This window comes from Streptomyces sp. NBC_00654 (genome assembly GCF_026341775.1).
Taxonomy (GTDB): Bacteria; Actinomycetota; Actinomycetes; order Streptomycetales; family Streptomycetaceae; genus Streptomyces.
Map to the genome: position 1 here is coordinate 2,432,664 of NZ_JAPEOB010000001.1, position 17,999 is coordinate 2,450,662.

The following is a 17,999-nucleotide window of genomic DNA, read 5'->3' on the forward strand; positions in this document are numbered from 1 at the left end:
CGCGCGCCACGCACGCGCGGCGGACGGCCGCTGGTAGCCGTAGTCCATGCCGCTCACCTCCCGCCGGCTGCGGGCCGTTCTTCTGGCCACCGCATCGGTCACCCTCGTTGCCGCCACCCTTCCCGCGCCGGTGCCCCTCGGCATCGGCGACCGGCTCTTCCCCGAGCTCGGCAACCCCGGCTACGACGTGCTCTCGTACGACATCGCCCTCACCTACCACGGCAGCAACACCGAACCGCTCGATGCCGTCACCGAGATCGCGGCCCGGACCACCGCGCCGCTGGAGCGGATCAACCTCGACTTCACCCACGGTGCCGTCAGCGATGTCGAGGTCAACGGTCTGAAGTCCGACTTCGCCACGAAGGGCGAGGACCTGGTCGTCCGGGCACCGGGCCGCCTCCCGGCAGGTGTGCCGCTCAGCATCACCGTGAGACACACCAGTGATCCCAACGGCGACCAGAACAACGGCGGCTGGGTCCGCACCGGCGACGGACTCGTGATGGCGAACCAGGCCGACGCCGCACACCGGGTCTTCCCCGGCAACGACCATCCGGCCGACAAGGCGTACTTCACCTTCCGGGTCACCGCCCCCGAGGAACTGACCGTCGTCGCGAACGGCCTGCCCGCGGGCCGTACCCGGCACGGCGGGACGACGACCTGGACCTACCGCACCGAACACCCCATGGCCACCGAACTGGCCCAGGTCTCCATCGGCGGATCCACCGTCGTGCGGCGCACCGGACCGCGTGGCCTCCCGGTGCGCGACGTCGTGCCGACGGCCGACCGCGAGAAACTGGAACCCTGGCTGAGGAAGACCCCCGACCAGCTGGCCTGGATGGAACAGCAGGTCGGCGACTACCCCTTCGAGACGTACGGTGTGCTGATCGCCGACGCGGCGACGGGGTTCGAGCTGGAGACACAGACGCTCTCCCTCTTCGAACGGTCGCTGTTCACCGAACCCGCCTACCCCGAGTGGTACGTCGACTCCGTCATGGTCCATGAGCTCGCCCACCAGTGGTTCGGCGACAGCGTCTCGCCGCGCTCCTGGTCCGACCTGTGGCTCAACGAAGGACATGCGAGCTGGTACGAGGCCCGCTACGCGGAGGAGCACGCCGAGCAGCCGCTGGAGCGCCGGATGCGCGAGGCGTACACCCGGTCCGACGCGTGGCGCGCGGCCGGAGGCCCGCCGGCCCACCCGGACGCCCCGGCCCCGGGGCAGAAGATCAGCCTGTTCCGGCCGGTGGTGTACGACGGCAGCGCGCTCGTCCTCTACGCCCTGCGGCAGGAGATCGGCGAGGCGGCCTTCGGCCGGCTGGAGCGGACCTGGGTGCACCGGTACCGGGACGAGTCGGCGACCACCGCGGACTTCACACGGCTGGCGTCCCGGATCGCGGGCCGGGACCTGAGCCTGTTCTTCGAGGCCTGGCTCTACGCGGAGAAGACGCCGCCGATGCCGGGACATCCGGACTGGCGCAGCCAGAAGCCGGCTGATCAGTGAGCCGCCGACGGCAGCAGTGGCACCCGAAAACCCGAGTGACGCTCCGGGCAGGGGCATGCCACTATCAACGGGTCGGCACCGCGGCCGTGCCGGAATTCCCGCAGCGGGAATCATCCGGACAGGTCACGCGTTGTGACTGACGTAACGGACTTCTATCGACGTAAGGATCCAATGACCTCCTCTTCTTCCCTTCCCCAGGACGCGCAGGACGCGCAGAGCGCCACGGAGAACGCCACCGAGAGCCTCAACGAAAGCCTTCGGGCGGACGCCCTGATGGAAGAGGACGTCGCCTGGAGCCACGAGATCGACGGAGCGCGGGACGGCGACCAGCTGGACCGCTCCGAGCGTGCCGCACTGCGACGCGTGGCGGGACTGTCCACGGAGCTCGAGGACGTCACCGAGGTCGAGTACCGGCAGCTGCGCCTGGAGCGTGTGGTGCTCGTCGGTGTCTGGACCTCGGGGACGGTGCATGACGCGGAGATCTCCCTCGCGGAGCTCGCGGCTCTTGCCGAGACCGCCGGTGCCCAGGTCCTCGACGCCGTCTACCAGCGGCGCGACAAGCCCGACCCGGCCACGTACATCGGCTCGGGCAAGGCGCTGGAGCTGCGCGACATCGTTCTCGAATCGGGGGCCGACACCGTCGTCTGCGACGGTGAGCTCAGCCCCGGCCAGCTGATTCACCTGGAAGACGTCGTCAAGGTCAAGGTGGTCGACCGGACCGCCCTGATCCTCGACATCTTCGCCCAGCACGCCAAGTCCCGTGAGGGCAAGGCGCAGGTCTCGCTGGCTCAGATGCAGTACATGCTGCCGCGCCTGCGCGGCTGGGGCCAGTCGCTCTCCCGTCAGATGGGCGGCGGCGGTTCCAGCGGCGGTGGCGGCATGGCCACCCGTGGTCCCGGTGAGACCAAGATCGAGACGGACCGGCGCCGGATCCGCGAGAAGATGGCGAAGATGCGCCGGGAGATCGCGGAGATGAAGACCGGCCGCGAAATCAAGCGGCAGGAGCGCAAGCGCCACAAGGTGCCCTCGGTCGCGATCGCCGGATACACCAACGCGGGCAAGTCCTCGCTGCTCAACCGGCTGACCGGCGCGGGCGTCCTGGTGGAGAACGCACTGTTCGCCACCCTGGACCCGACCGTGCGCCGGGCGGAGACCCCGGGCGGCCGTGTCTACACCCTGGCCGACACCGTCGGGTTCGTACGGCATCTGCCGCACCACCTCGTCGAGGCGTTCCGCTCCACCATGGAGGAGGTCGGCGAGTCCGATCTCATCCTGCATGTGGTGGACGGCTCCCATCCGGTGCCGGAGGAGCAGCTCGCCGCGGTGCGTGAGGTGATCCGGGACGTCGGCGCGGTGAATGTGCGCGAGATCGTCGTGATCAACAAGGCGGACGCCGCGGACCCGGAGGTCCTTCAGCGTCTGCTGCGTGTGGAGAAGCACGCGATCGCGGTGTCGGCACGGACCGGCGCCGGGATCGACGAGCTGCTGGCGCTGATCGACGACGAGCTGCCGAGGCCGTCGGTCGAGCTGGAGGCGCTGGTGCCCTACATCCAGGGCGGTCTCGTCTCCCGGGTGCACGCCGAGGGCGAGGTCATCTCCGAGGAGCACACCTCCGAGGGCACGCTGCTCAAGGCGAGGGTGCACGAGGAACTGGCCGCGGAGCTCGCGGTGTTCGTTCCCGCCGCGCACTGACGGCGCACGCCGCCTCGACCGTACGGACCGAAGGCCCGTGCCGGGGAGACCGAGAGGTCTCACCGGCACGGGCCTTCGGGCGTGACACGCGGGAATCCGGACCGCCGACCGCCGACACCGGCGGTCGTACGACCGGGGCCGGGCCGTATCCACGGCCCCGGTCGTGCGTCCCGGCTACTGGCCCGCGTACTTCTTGCTGACCGCCTTGTAGACGCCCTCGGCCTCCTTGCCCAGGCGCGGGCCGGCCAGCCAGCCGGCCGTGACCGGGCCGATCGACGTGTTCGAGACCAGGGCGGGCTTGCCGTCCCGGCCCGCCGCGACCCAGCCGCCGCCGGAGGAGCCGCCGGTCATCGTGCAGCCGATGCGGTACATCGTCGGCTCGTCCTTGGCGACGGAGAGACGGCCCGGCCTGTCCTCGCACTGGAGCAGCTTCTGACCGTCGAACGGCGGGGCGGCCGGGTAGCCGGTCGCCGTCATGTCCGCGATCTCCGGCACGGCCGGGGCGTCGAACTCCACCGGGAGCGCCGAACCGACCGTCTCCTCAAGAGACTTGCCCGAGGCGCCCTTCTCCGGCGTCACATGCAGCACCGCGAAGTCGTACGGAGCGCCCTGCCCGCCGACCGACGCGCCCTCGGCGATCCACTGCTCGGACGTCTGGGCCCACTGACCCCACCAGACGCCGTACGGTGCGATCTTCTCCCTGGGGGCGCTCTCCAGCTCGGCGAGCGACAGCCCGCTGTTGTTGTACGCCGGGACGAAGGCGATGTTGCGGTACCAGCCGCCCTTCTTCCCCGCGTGCACACAGTGCCCCGCGGTCCACACCATGTTGGACTTGCCGGGGTTCGCGGGGTCCTTCACCACGGTCGCGGAGCAGACCATCGATCCGTCGGGCCCGTCGAAGAGCAGCTTCCCGGACTCCGGGGCGCTGTCGTGGTACGGCTTCGGCACGGCGGCGGCCTCGACCGGGGAGGGGGTCGGGTCCGTCACGCCCTCGTCGCCGGAGATGTCGTTGTCGACCGGCTTCTCCGGGGACTTGTCGGCGTCGCGCATCCGGTCCGGGTCCCAGAGGCCCTCGATGATCGGGTTGACGAAGTCCTTGGCCTCACGCAGCCATTTGTCCTTGTCCCAGTTCTTCCACTCGCCGTCCCTCCACTTCTCCGGATCGATCCCGTGCTCCTTGAGCCGGTTCTTCAGGTCGTCCGGAATCGTGACCTTGCTGTCGGACTGGCCCGCGGAGCTGCTCGGCGTGACGCTCGCGTTGTCCTCCTCCGGCCCGCAGGCGGTGGCGGTGAGCGCCAGGACGGTGGCGACGGCTGCGGCGGCGAGCACGGGGGAGGGCGTGCGGCGTGCGCTCCTCCCGCGGCGTGCGGCATCGGTCGGGCGAATGGGTCGCATCTGGTGATCCCCCTGGGACTTCGACACTCGTGACTCGGTACTTCACTTCGGCTACATCGGGCACTTCAGGTACATCGGGCACTCGGGCGTCGGAACGCCCGCTCCCGTCCTGCGTGCGGCCCCCACTATGCCGGTGCCGATGGGGACGGTGCGCGGCAGGGCCGCGGTTCCGCGTCCGCAAGGATCTTCCGATTTACCCGTGCTCCCCGGCGACCGGCGTCGTTGGTACGTACGGGGGACACCCGGGCAGCGTTCATCCGTGGCGTCCGCGCCGCGGCGACGCGACGAGGTGCAACGCAACTGTGACAGCAGGAGGATCAACAGTCGTGGCCGTGACCGAACCAGCTCCGGTGGCACTGACCTCCGCGCACGAGGGCATTCTGCGGCGCCAGTCGCTGCGCGAGTCGGCTGCCCGGACGTATGCGCGCTCCCTGCCGATCGTCCCCGTACGGGCACGCGGTCTGACCATCGAGGGCGCGGACGGACGGCGCTATCTCGACTGTCTCTCCGGGGCGGGCACGCTGGCGCTCGGGCACAACCATCCGGTGGTGCTGGAGGCGATCAGGAAGGTCATCGACTCCGGCGCCCCGCTGCATGTGCTCGACCTCGCCACCCCGGTCAAGGACGCCTTCACGACCGAGCTGTTCGCCACCCTGCCACCGGGGTTCGCCGACAACGCGCGCATCCAGTTCTGCGGCCCCGCGGGCACGGATGCCGTCGAGGCGGCGTTCAAGCTCGTCCGCGCCGCGACCGGACGCAGCGGTCTGCTGGCCTTCACCGGCGCCTATCACGGCATGACCGCCGGGGCCCTCGAAGCCTCGGGCGGTGCCCAGGACATCCGGGTGACCCGGCTGCCCTTCCCCCAGGACTACCGCTGCCCCTTCGGGATCGGCGGCGAGCGCGGCGCGGCCATCGCCGCGCACTGGACCGAACACCTCCTGGACGACCAGAAGGGCGGCGTACCCGCCCCGGCCGGAATGATCCTGGAACCCGTCCAGGGCGAGGGCGGGGTGAACCCCGCCCCCGACAGCTGGCTGCGCCGGATGCGGCGGATCACCGCGGACCGGTCCATCCCGCTGATCGCCGACGAGGTACAGACCGGGGTCGGCCGGACCGGGGCCTTCTGGGCCGTCGAGCACAGCGGCATCGTGCCCGATGTCATGGTGCTCTCCAAGGCGATCGGGGGCTCCCTCCCGCTCGCCGTGATCGTCTACCGCTCCGAGCTGGACCTGTGGCAGCCGGGTGCCCACGCGGGTACGTTCCGGGGCAACCAACTCGCCATGGCGGCGGGAGCGGCCACCCTCGCCTACGTACGGGAGAACGGGCTCGCCCAGCGCGCCGCGACCCTGGGCGAGCGCATGCTCACGCGTCTGCGGTCACTGGGCGCGGACCACCCGGGCATCGGCAACGTCCGGGGACGCGGCCTCATGATCGGCATGGAGCTCGTCGACCCCGAGGCCGCACCTCTCCCCACGGCGGCCGACGACAGCGCGTCCCCGCCGCCACCGGACCCCGCCCTCGCCCGCGCCGTCCAGCAGGAGTGCCTGCGCCGCGGCCTCATCGTCGAACTCGGCGGACGCCACGGCGCCGTGGTCCGACTGCTCCCACCCCTCACCCTCACCGACGAACAGGCAACCGCGGTCGTCGACCGTCTCGCCGAGGCGCTGACAGCCGCCGAGCGCTCGCCGAACCGTCGGGCCGCTGCCGGGTCGATCGACTGACCCCGGACACCCCCACAAGGAAGACCGCCGTGAACCCCACACCCGTACCCGAGGCCGACGGCCCTCTCTCCCCCCAGCACCGAGGGCAGGACGGACCGGCAGGCCCCTGCACGGTCGAGGCGGCGACGGTGCCGCGCCAGAAGGCCGTCCCCCGCAGAGACCGGCGCATCTCCACCGGCACCCCTGGCAGTCCGGCACCGGCGGACCCGCTGGACCACCCGGACCCGTTCCGGGCCGCGGACGCGGCGGGCACCGAGAACCTCCTGCGCTGCTGGACCCGGGAGAACGACCTGCCCCGCCCCGGCCTCGGCACCCTCCGCATCCCCCTCCCCGCCACCGGCACGGCTCTGCTCGCCCCGGTCCTCTACTGGTCCGCCACCGGAGCGCACCGCTTCGGCCCCCCGGTCCTGGAGAGCGCGCCCGAGGGCGCACCGCCCGCCGACGCCGTCACCGTCGCGGCACTCCTCGGCCGGGAGGCCGACCGCCACGGCGGCACCGATCTGGTGGCCAGGGTCGCCGACTCGGTACGCCACACCGCCGGCTTCATCGCCCAGCGGCGGCGTACGCCCGAAGCCCCCGCCGGGTACGGACCCTTCCTCACCGCCGAACAGTCCCTGCTGCTGGGACACCCGATGCACCCCACGCCCAAGAGCCGTGAAGGCCTCTCCGAGTCGGAATCCCGCCGCTACTCACCCGAGTCGCACGGCTCGTTCCCGCTCCACTGGATCGCCGTGGACCGTTCGGTGCTGGCCACCGGATCCTCCTGGACCGACCACGACGGCGCGGTCTCCGCCGAGGCACTCCTGGCCCCCCACACCGACGGACTCCGTGTCCCCGAGAACACCGCGGCGCTTCCGCTGCACCCCTGGCAGGCCGCCGAACTGCGCCGCCGCCCCGACGTCTCCGCGCTCCACGACGCGGGCCTGCTCCACGACCTCGGCCCGCACGGCGAGCCCTGGAACCCCACCTCCTCCGTCCGTACCGTGTACCGGCCCGGCGCGAACGTGATGCTCAAGCTCACCCTCGGCGTACGCATCACCAACTCCCGCCGCGAGAACCTCCGCAAGGAACTCCACCGGGGCGCGGAGGTCCACCGGCTGCTCGGCACGGGGCTCGCCGCACAGTGGCAGCAGGCCCACCCCGGCTTCGACATCATCAGGGACCCCGCCTGGCTCGCCGTCGACAGCCCGGACGGCCGCCCCGTACCGGGCCTCGACGTCATGCTCCGCCACAACCCGTTCGGACCGGGCGACGACGCCGTGTGCATCGCCGCACTCACCGCGCAGCGCCCCTGGCCGGGCCGCACCCAGATGAGTTCCCGGCTCGCGGAGATCGTCTCCGCACTGGCCGCGCGCACCGGCCGGACGACCGGAGCCGTCTGCGCCGAGTGGTTCCTGCGCTATCTCGACCGTGTCGTACGCCCCGTCCTCTGGCTGGACGCGACCGCGGGGGTGGCCCTGGAGGCCCATCAGCAGAACACGCTGGTGCTGCTCGACCACGACGGCTGGCCCATCGGCGGCCGCTACCGGGACAACCAGGGCTACTACTTCCGCGAGTCCCACCGTGCCGAGCTGGAACACCGGCTTCCCGGCATCGGTGCCGTCAGCGACACCTTCGTCTCCGACCCTGTCACCGACGAGCGCTTCGCCTACTACCTCGGCATCAACAACGTCTTCGGCCTCATCGGAGCCTTCGGCGCCCAGCGTCTCGCCGACGAGCAGGTGCTCCTCGCCGCCTTCCGCCGGTTCCTCACCGGGGCCGCGGGGATGGGATCGCCCCTGCCCACGTACCTCCTGGAGACCCGGCAACTGCGCTGCAAGGCCAATCTGCTGACCCGGATGCACGGCCTCGACGAGCTGGAGGGGCCGGTGGACACCCAGTCCGTGTACGTCACCATCGACAACCCGCTGAGCCCCTGACCCGCCGATCCCCGAGTCCCCGGTGCGCACCCGCTGCCTTGGGTGTCCGGGGATCCGAGCGCCCGCAGCCACGAGAGGAGAGCGTCACCGTGCCCCCCGCAGACGCGCACACCGGCGCCGAGGACACCCTCGACCTGAGGCTCTCCGAGGAACTCCTGGCCCTGTTCCGCGACGAATCGAGGGCGGCCGGCCTCCGGGCAGCCGCCTTCGACCTGCTCGGCGATCCGGCCGCCTGGCGCCCCGTCACCACAACCGCCGGAGAGTTCCGGCTGGTACCGGTGCGCCTGGACCGCGACCTCGCCGTGCTCAGCCGCTGGATGAACGACCCGGCGGTCGCCGCGTTCTGGGAACTCGCCGGACCCGACACCATCACCGCCGACCACCTCCGGCCACAGCTCGAAGGCGACGGGCGCAGCATCCCCTGTCTCGGCGTGCTCGGGGGTACGCCCATGAGCTACTGGGAGATCTACCGGGCGGACCTGGACCCACTGGCGCGCCACTACCCGGCCCGTCCCCACGACACCGGCATCCATCTCCTCATCGGAGGCGTGAACAACCGGGGCCGGGGGGTCGGCAGCACACTGCTCCGCGCCGTCGCCGACCTCGTGCTCGACAACCTCCCCCTGTGCGCACGCGTCGTGGCCGAGCCGGACCTGCGCAACATCCCCTCCGTATCCGCGTTTCTCAGCGCCGGCTTCCGCTTCTGTGCCGAAGTGGAACTCCCCGCCAAGCGCGCCGCACTGATGGTCCGCGACCGAGCGCACCGTGCCCAGCTGTGAACAACTCGCCGTATTGCCCACACCGCTCGAACCCCATCGGTTCCACCCGGAGGAGTCCCCGTGCCGAAATACCCTGCGAGCCATGAATCAGCCGAGCCCCAGAGCCTGCTCAGGACCCCCGAGCTGAACCGGGTGGTCTGGGACCGGGCCGCGGCCCGGCTGCTGGCCAAGATGCTCGGCGAGTTCGCCTACGAAGAGATCATCGAACCGGTTCAACGGCCCGGCGGCCACGACACCTACACCCTCCCGCTCGACGACGGCGGATTCCTGAGCTTCCGGGCCAGGCGCGGTGTCTACGGCAGCTGGCGCATCACACCCGAGTCGATCCGGCTGGGCGAGGAACCGTCCGGGACCGGGGCGTGCGGCGCCCCGGACACCCGGACGCGGCCGTTCCGCGACCCCCTGCACTTCCTCGCCCGCGCCCGCGGCCTCCTCCGGCTCGACGGCGCCACCCTGGGCCATCTCATCCGCGAGCTCACCACCACGCTGTCGGCCGACGCCCGCCTCGATCACACCGCGCTCACCGCGGCACACCTGGCCGACCTCGACTACGCCGCACTCGAAGGGCACCAGACCGGGCACCCGTGGCTGGTGGCCAACAAGGGGCGGCTCGGATTCTCCACCGTGGACGCCGCCGGGTTCACCCCGGAAGCCCGCAGAGCCGTCCGACTGCCATGGATCGCCGTCAGCACACGGATCGCCGGATATCGCGGAGTGACCCGGCTGGCCACGCCCGAGCGCCTGTACTCCGAGGAACTCGACGCCCCGGTCCGCGCGTCCTTCGCCGCCGAACTCACCTCACGCGGACTCGACCCCGAGGGGTACCTCTACCTTCCCGTGCACCCCTGGCAGTGGAACGAGTGGATCGCCCCGCTCTTCGCGCCGGCCATCGCCTGCGGGGACATCGTCGCGCTGCACGCGGACGGCGACGCGCGTCTGCCGCAGCAGTCCATCCGCACGTTCTCCAATATCGGCCGGCCCGACCGGCACACGGTCAAACTGCCGCTGTCGATCCTCAACACCCTTGTATGGCGCGGTCTGCCCACCGAGCGCACCCTCGCCGCTCCGGCCGTCACCGCATGGGTCCAGGGCCTGTGCGAGACCGACCCGTTCCTGCGTGACACCTGCCGGGTCATCCTCCTCGGCGAGGTCGCCTCGGTGGCCGTCGAACATCCGCTGTACGACCATCTTCCCGAGGTGCCCTACCAGTTCAAGGAGATCCTCGGCGCGATCTGGCGGGAGCCCCTGCCTCCCCGTCTGGCACCGGGCGAACGGGCCCGCACCCTGGCGTCACTGCTGCACACGGACCCGCACGGCCGCTCGTTCACGGCCGAACTGGTCGACCGGTCCGGGCTGACACCCACCGTGTGGCTCACCCGCCTCTTCTCCGCCCTGGTGCCGCCGCTGCTGCACTTCCTCTACCGCTACGGAACGGTGTTCTCCCCGCACGGCGAGAACGCCATCGTGGTCTTCGACGACCACGACGTCCCCGTACGTCTGGCGATCAAGGACTTCGTCGATGACGTCAATGTGAGCGCCCAGCCGCTGCCGGAGCACGATTCGATGCCCGAGGACGTACGGCGGGTCCTGCTGACCGAGGAACCCTCCTTCCTGACCCAGTTCATCCACTCCGGCCTCTTCGTCGGGGTCTTCCGCTATCTGTCGCCGCTGTGCGAGGAGCAGCTCGGTGTGCCGGAGGACGAATTCTGGTCACTCGTCCGGGCGGAGATCCTGCGCCATCACGCACGGTTCCCCGAGCTCAAGGACCGGTTCGAGACGTTCGACATGCTCACCCCGCAGATCGAACGCCTCTGTCTCAACCGTAACCGTCTGCATGTGGACGGTTACCGGGACCGGCCCCAGCGTCCGCACGCCGCCATCCACGGCACCGTTCCCAACCCGCTCCACCCCACGGCGTGCGGCCGGGAGTGATCGCCGTTGTCAGTGGTGCGCCGTAGGGTGGTCGGGCTATGACGAAGCCATCTCTCCCCGAGCTCCTCCATGCCGCCGTCACCGCTGTCGGCGGTTCGGAAAGGCCCGGCCAGGCCACGATGGCCGCCGCCGTCGCCGAGGCCGTGGACGACCAATCCCATCTGCTCGTCCAGGCCGGCACCGGTACGGGCAAGTCCCTCGGCTATCTGGTGCCCGCCCTGGCCCACGGAGGGCGTGTCGTGGTGGCCACCGCGACGCTCGCGCTCCAGCGCCAGCTCGTGGAGCGGGACCTGCCGCGCACGGTCGACGCGCTGCACCCGCTGCTGCGCCGACGGCCCCAGTTCGCGATGCTCAAGGGGCGGTCGAACTACCTCTGTCTGCACCGGCTCCACGAAGGGGTCCCGCAGGACGAGGAGGAGGGGCTCTTCGACCAGTTCGAGGCGGCGGCGCCCTCCAGCAAGCTCGGCCAGGACCTGCTGCGGATGCGTGACTGGTCCGACGAGACGGAGACCGGCGACCGGGACGATCTCACCCCCGGGGTCTCCGACCGCGCCTGGGCGCAGATCTCCGTCTCCTCGCGCGAGTGCCTGGGAGCGACGAAGTGCGCGTACGGCGCGGAGTGCTTCGCGGAGATGGCCCGGGAGCGCGCCAAGCTCGCCGATGTGGTCGTCACCAACCACGCCCTGCTGGCCATCGACGCCATCGAAGGTGCCCCGGTGCTCCCGCAGCACGAGGTGCTGATCGTCGACGAGGCCCATGAGCTGGTCTCCCGGGTCACCGGTGTGGCCACCGGTGAGCTCACCCCGGGCCAGGTGAACCGCGCGGTCCGCCGAGCCGCGAAGCTCGTCAACGAGAAGGCCGCCGACGCGTTGCAGACCGCGTCGGAGGGTTTCGAGCGGGTGATGGAGCTGGCGCTGCCCGGCCGTCTGGAGGAGGTGCCCGAGGACCTCGGCTACGCCCTGATGACGCTGCGCGACGCCGCGCGCACGGTGATCTCCGCCCTGGGCGCGACCCGGGACAAGTCGGTCCAGGACGAGGACGCCGTCCGTAAGCAGGCCATGGCCTCGGTCGAATCGATCCACAGTGTCGCCGAGCGCATCACCCAGGGCTCGGAGTACGACGTCGTCTGGTACGAGCGGCACGACCGCTTCGGGGCATCCGTGCGCGTGGCCCCGCTCTCCGTCTCCGGTCTGCTGCGCGAGAAGCTGTTCACCGAGCGCTCCGTGGTCCTGACCTCGGCCACGCTGAAGCTGGGTGGGGACTTCAACGGGGTGGGCGCCTCGCTGGGACTCGCCCCGGAAGGCACGGCGGGCGACGACTTCCCGCAGTGGAAGGGGCTGGACGTCGGGTCACCGTTCGACTACCCGAAGCAGGGCATTCTGTACGTCGCCCGGCATCTGGCCACACCGGGACGGGAGGGGTCGCGTACGGACATGCTGGAGGAGCTCGCCGAGCTGGTGGAGGCGGCGGGCGGACGCACCCTGGGGCTGTTCTCCTCGATGCGTGCGGCCCAGGCGGCGGCCGAGGAGCTGCGTGGCCGGCTGGACAAGCCGATCCTGTTGCAGGGCGAGGAGACGCTCGGTGAGCTGATCAAGAACTTCGCCGCCGATCCGGAGACCTGTCTCTTCGGCACGCTCTCGCTCTGGCAGGGCGTCGATGTGCCGGGGCCGAGCTGTCAGCTCGTGATCATGGACCGGATCCCGTTCCCGCGGCCCGACGATCCGCTGATGAGTGCGCGCCAGAAAGCGGTGGAGGAGGCGGGTGGCAATGGGTTCATGGCCGTGGCGGCGACGCATGCCGCTCTGCTGATGGCCCAGGGCGCCGGCCGGCTCGTACGGGCCACGGGCGACAAGGGTGTCGTTGCCGTGCTCGATCCCAGGCTGGCCAATGCCCGGTACGGAAGCTATCTGCGCGCTTCGCTGCCCGACTTCTGGTACACCACGGACCGTAACCAGGCGCGACGCTCACTGGCCGCGATCGATGCGGCCGCCAAGACGGACGGCAGGTGAGCGGGCCCGACGGCGGGCAGAGCAGGACCCCGGGATCGGCGCAGTGAATCCCGGGGCCCGGTCGAGGTCGGCGGGTTTCACACCCGCCGCAGCACCGCGACGACCTTGCCGAGAATGGTCGCCTCGTCGCCGGGGATCGGCTGGTACGCGGAGTTGTGCGGGAGCAGCCAGACGTGGCCGTCCTCGCGCCGGAAGCGCTTGACGGTCGCTTCGCCGTCCAGCATCGCGGCCACGATGTCCCCGTTCTCGGCGACGGGCTGACGGCGCACGGTCACCCAGTCGCCGTCACAGATAGCCGCTTCGATCATCGAGTCACCGACGACCTTCAGGACGAACAGCTCGCCGTCACCCACCAGCTGGCGGGGGAGGGGGAAGACGTCCTCGACGGACTCCTCGGCGAGGATCGGTCCACCGGCGGCGATCCGTCCCACCAGGGGTACGTACGAAGCGGCGGGCTTGCCCGTCGTGTCCGTGGGCTGGGTGCTGGGCTGGTCGGAGCCGCGGACCTCGTAGGCGCGCGGGCGGTGCGGGTCCCGCCGGAGGAAGCCCTTGCGCTCCAGGGCCATCAGCTGATGGGCGACGGACGAGGTGCTGGACAGACCCACTGCCTGACCGATTTCCCGCATGGAGGGCGGATATCCCCGGCGCTGGACGGAATCGCGAATGACCTCGATCACCCGCCGCTGCCGGTCGGTCAGTCCCGAACTGTCCGCTCGGATTCCTGGGGGCCGGCCGGGCAATGAGCGCGCGGGGCGCGCGGGCTCCGGCCCCTCCGTGTTCATGACTGAGTCATTCATTGCATGCACCGGCTCAAGTCGGCTCTGGGAGCGGTGGTCCTGGGCAGTGATGGTGGCACTGTCTGCGGTGGTGGTCACGTCGGCCCCTCTCGAATGTTCTCCCTAGTTGGACAACGGTAGTAGCTTTCGAAAGGTTGCGCCAAACACACGTTCGAGTGAAAAACGAATAAAGGGCTGTCGTGGCCTTACCGTCAGGTGTATGCGCGGGACGCGGAGTGACCGGCAATTCGGTCCATTACGGTAGCGTTCCCGAGCGCGTCCCGGGGTGCGCGGGGCGGTCCGTGAGGGTGCCGTTCCAGTGTGTCATCCGGTGCCCCCGGGATCTCGGCGGCCGTGCGTTTCCCGTACCCTCATGGCTGGCCCGCCCGCCCCCGTTCCGCTCCCGCCGTGCGACACGCGATGGGGGCGAAAACGCGGCCAAACCCTAGATCTAGTGGTTGGATTGCTCCGGGCGCCCAGAAGTTGTGGTCCCCGGGTCATCGGGATGATGGCCATCGCCTATGCTTGAACCTGCTTCAACGGGTCCGTACCGGACCTGACGAGGCTATTCAGTCGTGCTGTGAAGGAGGGTTGGGAGCCATGCACTGCCCCTTCTGCAGGCACCCCGACAGCCGGGTCGTCGACAGTCGCACCACCGACGACGGCACGTCGATCCGCCGTCGCCGTCAGTGCCCGGACTGCTCCCGCCGTTTCACCACGGTGGAGACGTGCTCGCTGATGGTGGTCAAGCGCAGTGGCGTGACCGAGCCCTTCAGTCGCACCAAGGTCATCTCGGGCGTCCGCAAGGCATGCCAGGGGCGGCCCGTCACGGAGGACGCCCTCGCCAAGCTCGGTCAGCGGGTCGAGGAGGCGGTGCGTGCCACCGGCAGCGCCGAGCTGACCACCCATGACGTGGGTCTGGCCATACTCGGCCCCCTGCGGGAACTCGACCTCGTCGCCTACCTGCGCTTCGCGTCCGTGTACCGGGCGTTCGACTCACTCGAAGACTTCGAGGCCGCCATCGTGGAACTGCGCGAGCGGCGGCCCCTCGTGGAGGACTGCGGGAGCCGGGAGACCGTCGAGGTCCCGGCACCCGCCATCGCCGCCGACTGAGCGGCACGTGCCCGTCCCGCCCGGCAGAGGCCTGCCGGCGGAGACCGGGCAGTACAAGACCTGTTCCCGGAGCGCCGTACGCGGTGGCCGGAACATCAGACACACACTGTGTCCCGGGAAGAACTGGGCACTTCAGGGCGTTTTTGCCCACATATGGGAGGCGGCATGACAGAGACGGCGAGCGGCCCGGCACGAGGTTCCCGCACCAAGGGCACCAAGTCGAGCAAGGGTCTGCGTATCGAGCGCATCCACACCACCCCCGGCGTGCATCCGTACGACGAGGTGGCGTGGGAGCATCGTGACGTCGTCATGACCAACTGGCGCGACGGCTCGATCAACTTCGAGCAGCGTGGCGTCGAGTTCCCCGACTTCTGGTCGGTGAACGCGGTCAACATCGTCACCAGCAAGTACTTCCGTGGGGCTGTCGGCACTCCGCAGCGCGAGACCGGTCTGCGACAGCTGATCGACCGGATCGTGAAGACGTACCGGAAGGCCGGCGAGGACTACAGCTACTTCGCCTCTCCGGCGGACGCCGAGATCTTCGAGCACGAGCTGGCGTACGCCCTCCTGCACCAGATCTTCAGCTTCAACTCGCCGGTCTGGTTCAACGTCGGCACACCCCAGCCGCAGCAGGTCTCCGCCTGCTTCATCCTGGCCGTCGACGACTCCATGGAGTCGATCCTCGACTGGTACAAGGAAGAGGGCATGATCTTCAAGGGCGGCTCCGGCGCCGGCCTGAACCTCTCCCGGATCCGTTCCTCCAAGGAACTGCTCTCCTCCGGCGGCAACGCCTCCGGTCCGGTCTCCTTCATGCGGGGCGCCGACGCGTCCGCCGGAACCATCAAGTCCGGTGGCGCCACGCGCCGCGCGGCCAAGATGGTCATCCTCGACGTCGACCACCCCGACATCGAGAACTTCATCGAGACCAAGGTGAAGGAGGAGGAGAAGATCCGCGCCCTGCGCGACGCGGGCTTCGACATGGACCTGGGCGGCGACGACATCACGTCCGTCCAGTACCAGAACGCCAACAACTCGGTCCGGGTGAACGACGAGTTCATGAAGGCCGTCGAGTCCGGCGGCAAGTTCGGGCTGCGTGCCCGGATGACCGGCGACGTCATCGAAGAGGTCGAGGCGAAGTCCCTCTTCCGCAAGATGGCCGAGGCCGCCTGGGCCTGCGCCGACCCCGGCATTCAGTACGACGACACGATCAACCAGTGGCACACCTGCCCGGAGTCCGGCCGGATCAACGGCTCGAACCCGTGCAGCGAGTACATGCACCTGGACAACACCTCGTGCAACCTGGCTTCGCTGAACCTGATGAAGTTCCTCAAGGACGACGGCGAGGGCCACCAGTCCTTCGAGTCCGAGCGCTTCGCCAAGGTCGTCGAGCTGGTCATCACCGCGATGGACATCTCGATCTGCTTCGCGGACTTCCCGACCCAGAAGATCGGCGAGAACACCCGCGCCTACCGGCAGCTCGGCATCGGCTACGCCAACCTCGGCGCCCTGCTGATGGCGACCGGCCACGCGTACGACAGCGACGGCGGCCGTGCGCTCGCCGGCGCCATCACCTCGCTGATGACCGGCACCTCCTACCGGCGCTCCGCCGAGCTCGCCGCGGTCGTCGGCGCGTACGACGGCTACGCCCGCAACGCCGAGCCGCACCAGCGCGTCATGAAGCAGCACTCCGACGCCAATGCCAGGGCCGTCCACGTGGACGACCTCGACTCGCCGATCTGGGCCGCCGCCACGGAGGCCTGGCAGGACGTGATCCGCCTCGGCGCGAAGAATGGTTTCCGTAACGCGCAGGCCTCGGTCATCGCGCCCACCGGCACCATCGGTCTCGCGATGTCCTGCGACACCACGGGCCTGGAGCCCGACCTCGCCCTGGTCAAGTTCAAGAAGCTGGTCGGCGGCGGTTCGATGCAGATCGTCAACGGCACCGTGCCGCAGGCACTGCGCCGTCTCGGCTACCAGCCGGAGCAGATCGAGGCGATCGTCGCCCACATCGCCGACAACGGCAACGTGATCGACGCCCCCGGACTGAAGACCGACCACTACGAGGTCTTCGACTGCGCGATGGGCGAGCGTTCCATCTCCGCCATGGGACACGTCCGGATGATGGCGGCCATCCAGCCGTGGATCTCCGGCGCGCTCTCCAAGACCGTGAACCTGCCGGAGACGGCCACCGTCGAGGACGTCGAAGAGGTCTACTTCGAGGCGTGGAAGATGGGCGTCAAGGCGCTCGCGATCTACCGCGACAACTGCAAGGTCGGCCAGCCCCTCTCCGCGAAGACCAAGGAGAAGGAGAAGGCGGCGGTCACCGCCAAGGCCGAGGACACCATCCGCACCGCGGTGGAGAAGGTCGTCGAGTACCGTCCGGTCCGCAAGCGTCTGCCCAAGGGGCGCCCGGGGATCACCACCTCCTTCACGGTGGGCGGCGCCGAGGGTTACATGACCGCGAATTCGTACCCGGACGACGGTCTCGGTGAGGTGTTCCTCAAGATGTCCAAGCAGGGCTCGACCCTCGCGGGCATGATGGACGCCTTCTCCATCGCCGTCTCGGTGGGTCTGCAGTACGGCGTTCCGCTGGAGACCTACGTTTCGAAGTTCACGAACATGCGCTTCGAGCCGGCCGGTATGACGGACGACCCGGACGTGCGGATGGCCCAGTCGATCGTCGACTACATCTTCCGCCGTCTGGCGCTCGACTTCCTGCCCTTCGAGACGCGTTCGGCGCTCGGCATCCACTCGGCCGAGGAGCGTCAGCGCCACCTCGACACCGGATCGTACGAGCCGTCCCTGGAGGACGGGGATCTGGACGTCGAGGGTCTGGCCCAGTCCGCTCCGCTGCACGTGGAGCCCCTGAAGGCGGTGGCGGCTCCGGCGGAGACCCCTGAGAAGCCCGCCCCGAAGACGGCCCACACCTCGGCGGAACTGGTCGAGATGCAGCTCGGCATCAGCGCCGACGCACCGCTCTGCTTCTCCTGCGGTACGAAGATGCAGCGTGCCGGCTCCTGCTACATCTGCGAGGGCTGCGGCTCGACCAGTGGTTGCAGCTGACAGCCGGTAGACGGCTCACGGAGGGGACCGGCCCGCAGGGCGGTCCCCTCCGTGGTGTTCGGATCAGGCGCTCATGGCGAAGGAGCACGACTCCATCGCCGA

The 17,999-nt window shown here is 70.0% G+C and carries 11 protein-coding genes; 9 read left to right on the forward strand and 2 right to left on the reverse strand.

All coding sequences use genetic code 11. From position 1 onward, the window contains the following. Positions 1-46: 46 nt before the first annotated feature. Positions 47-1,498, forward strand: a complete 1,452-nt coding sequence (locus tag OHA98_RS10555; RefSeq protein WP_266924571.1) for a M1 family metallopeptidase — start codon at positions 47-49, stop codon at positions 1,496-1,498. Between the two features lie 171 nt (positions 1,499-1,669). Beyond that, entirely contained in the window at positions 1,670-3,190 is a 1,521-nt protein-coding gene (gene hflX, locus OHA98_RS10560) for a GTPase HflX (RefSeq protein WP_266924573.1), read from the forward strand. 174 nt (positions 3,191-3,364) lie between these two features. Here the strand turns inward: hflX and OHA98_RS10565 are convergent, their stop codons facing one another. Then, positions 3,365-4,585 carry a serine protease gene (locus OHA98_RS10565; protein ID WP_266924575.1) on the reverse strand — a complete coding sequence of 407 codons (1,221 nt, stop codon included), beginning with the start codon at positions 4,583-4,585 and terminating at the stop codon, positions 3,365-3,367. Positions 4,586-4,911: 326 nt separating this feature from the next. On the opposite strand from OHA98_RS10565, the gene OHA98_RS10570 reads away from it, so the two are divergent. The 5 genes from OHA98_RS10570 (at position 4,912) to OHA98_RS10590 (ending at position 12,945) form a co-directional block, all read left to right on the forward strand. Then, the gene (locus OHA98_RS10570) at positions 4,912-6,306 is read left to right on the forward strand and encodes a diaminobutyrate--2-oxoglutarate transaminase family protein (RefSeq protein ID WP_266924577.1); all 1,395 of its coding nucleotides are present in this window, start codon (positions 4,912-4,914) and stop codon (positions 6,304-6,306) included. A gap of 29 nt (positions 6,307-6,335) precedes the next feature. Beyond that, on the forward strand, positions 6,336-8,225 hold the full coding sequence (locus OHA98_RS10575; protein ID WP_266924578.1) for an IucA/IucC family siderophore biosynthesis protein: 1,890 nt from the start codon (positions 6,336-6,338) through the stop codon (positions 8,223-8,225). Positions 8,226-8,314: 89 nt separating this feature from the next. Continuing rightward, on the forward strand, positions 8,315-9,004 hold the full coding sequence (locus tag OHA98_RS10580) for a GNAT family N-acetyltransferase (protein ID WP_266924580.1): 690 nt from the start codon (positions 8,315-8,317) through the stop codon (positions 9,002-9,004). A gap of 60 nt (positions 9,005-9,064) precedes the next feature. Beyond that, complete coding sequence (locus tag OHA98_RS10585; protein WP_266924582.1) at positions 9,065-10,936, forward strand: IucA/IucC family siderophore biosynthesis protein; 1,872 nt, start codon at positions 9,065-9,067, stop codon at positions 10,934-10,936. 38 nt (positions 10,937-10,974) lie between these two features. Further along, the gene (locus OHA98_RS10590; protein WP_266924584.1) at positions 10,975-12,945 is read left to right on the forward strand and encodes an ATP-dependent DNA helicase; all 1,971 of its coding nucleotides are present in this window, start codon (positions 10,975-10,977) and stop codon (positions 12,943-12,945) included. Positions 12,946-13,022: 77 nt separating this feature from the next. On the opposite strand, the gene lexA is transcribed toward OHA98_RS10590, so the two are convergent. Further along, positions 13,023-13,820, reverse strand: coding sequence for a transcriptional repressor LexA (lexA, locus tag OHA98_RS10595; protein WP_266924586.1), 798 nt, complete (start codon positions 13,818-13,820; stop codon positions 13,023-13,025). A 501-nt stretch (positions 13,821-14,321) separates the two neighbouring features. Here lexA and nrdR point away from each other — a divergent pair. Both nrdR and OHA98_RS10605 read left to right on the forward strand, forming a co-directional pair. After that, entirely contained in the window at positions 14,322-14,834 is a 513-nt protein-coding gene (gene nrdR, locus OHA98_RS10600; RefSeq protein ID WP_266924588.1) for a transcriptional regulator NrdR, read from the forward strand. Positions 14,835-14,999: 165 nt separating this feature from the next. After that, the gene (locus OHA98_RS10605; RefSeq protein WP_266924590.1) at positions 15,000-17,897 is read left to right on the forward strand and encodes a vitamin B12-dependent ribonucleotide reductase; all 2,898 of its coding nucleotides are present in this window, start codon (positions 15,000-15,002) and stop codon (positions 17,895-17,897) included. Positions 17,898-17,999 lie beyond the last annotated feature (102 nt).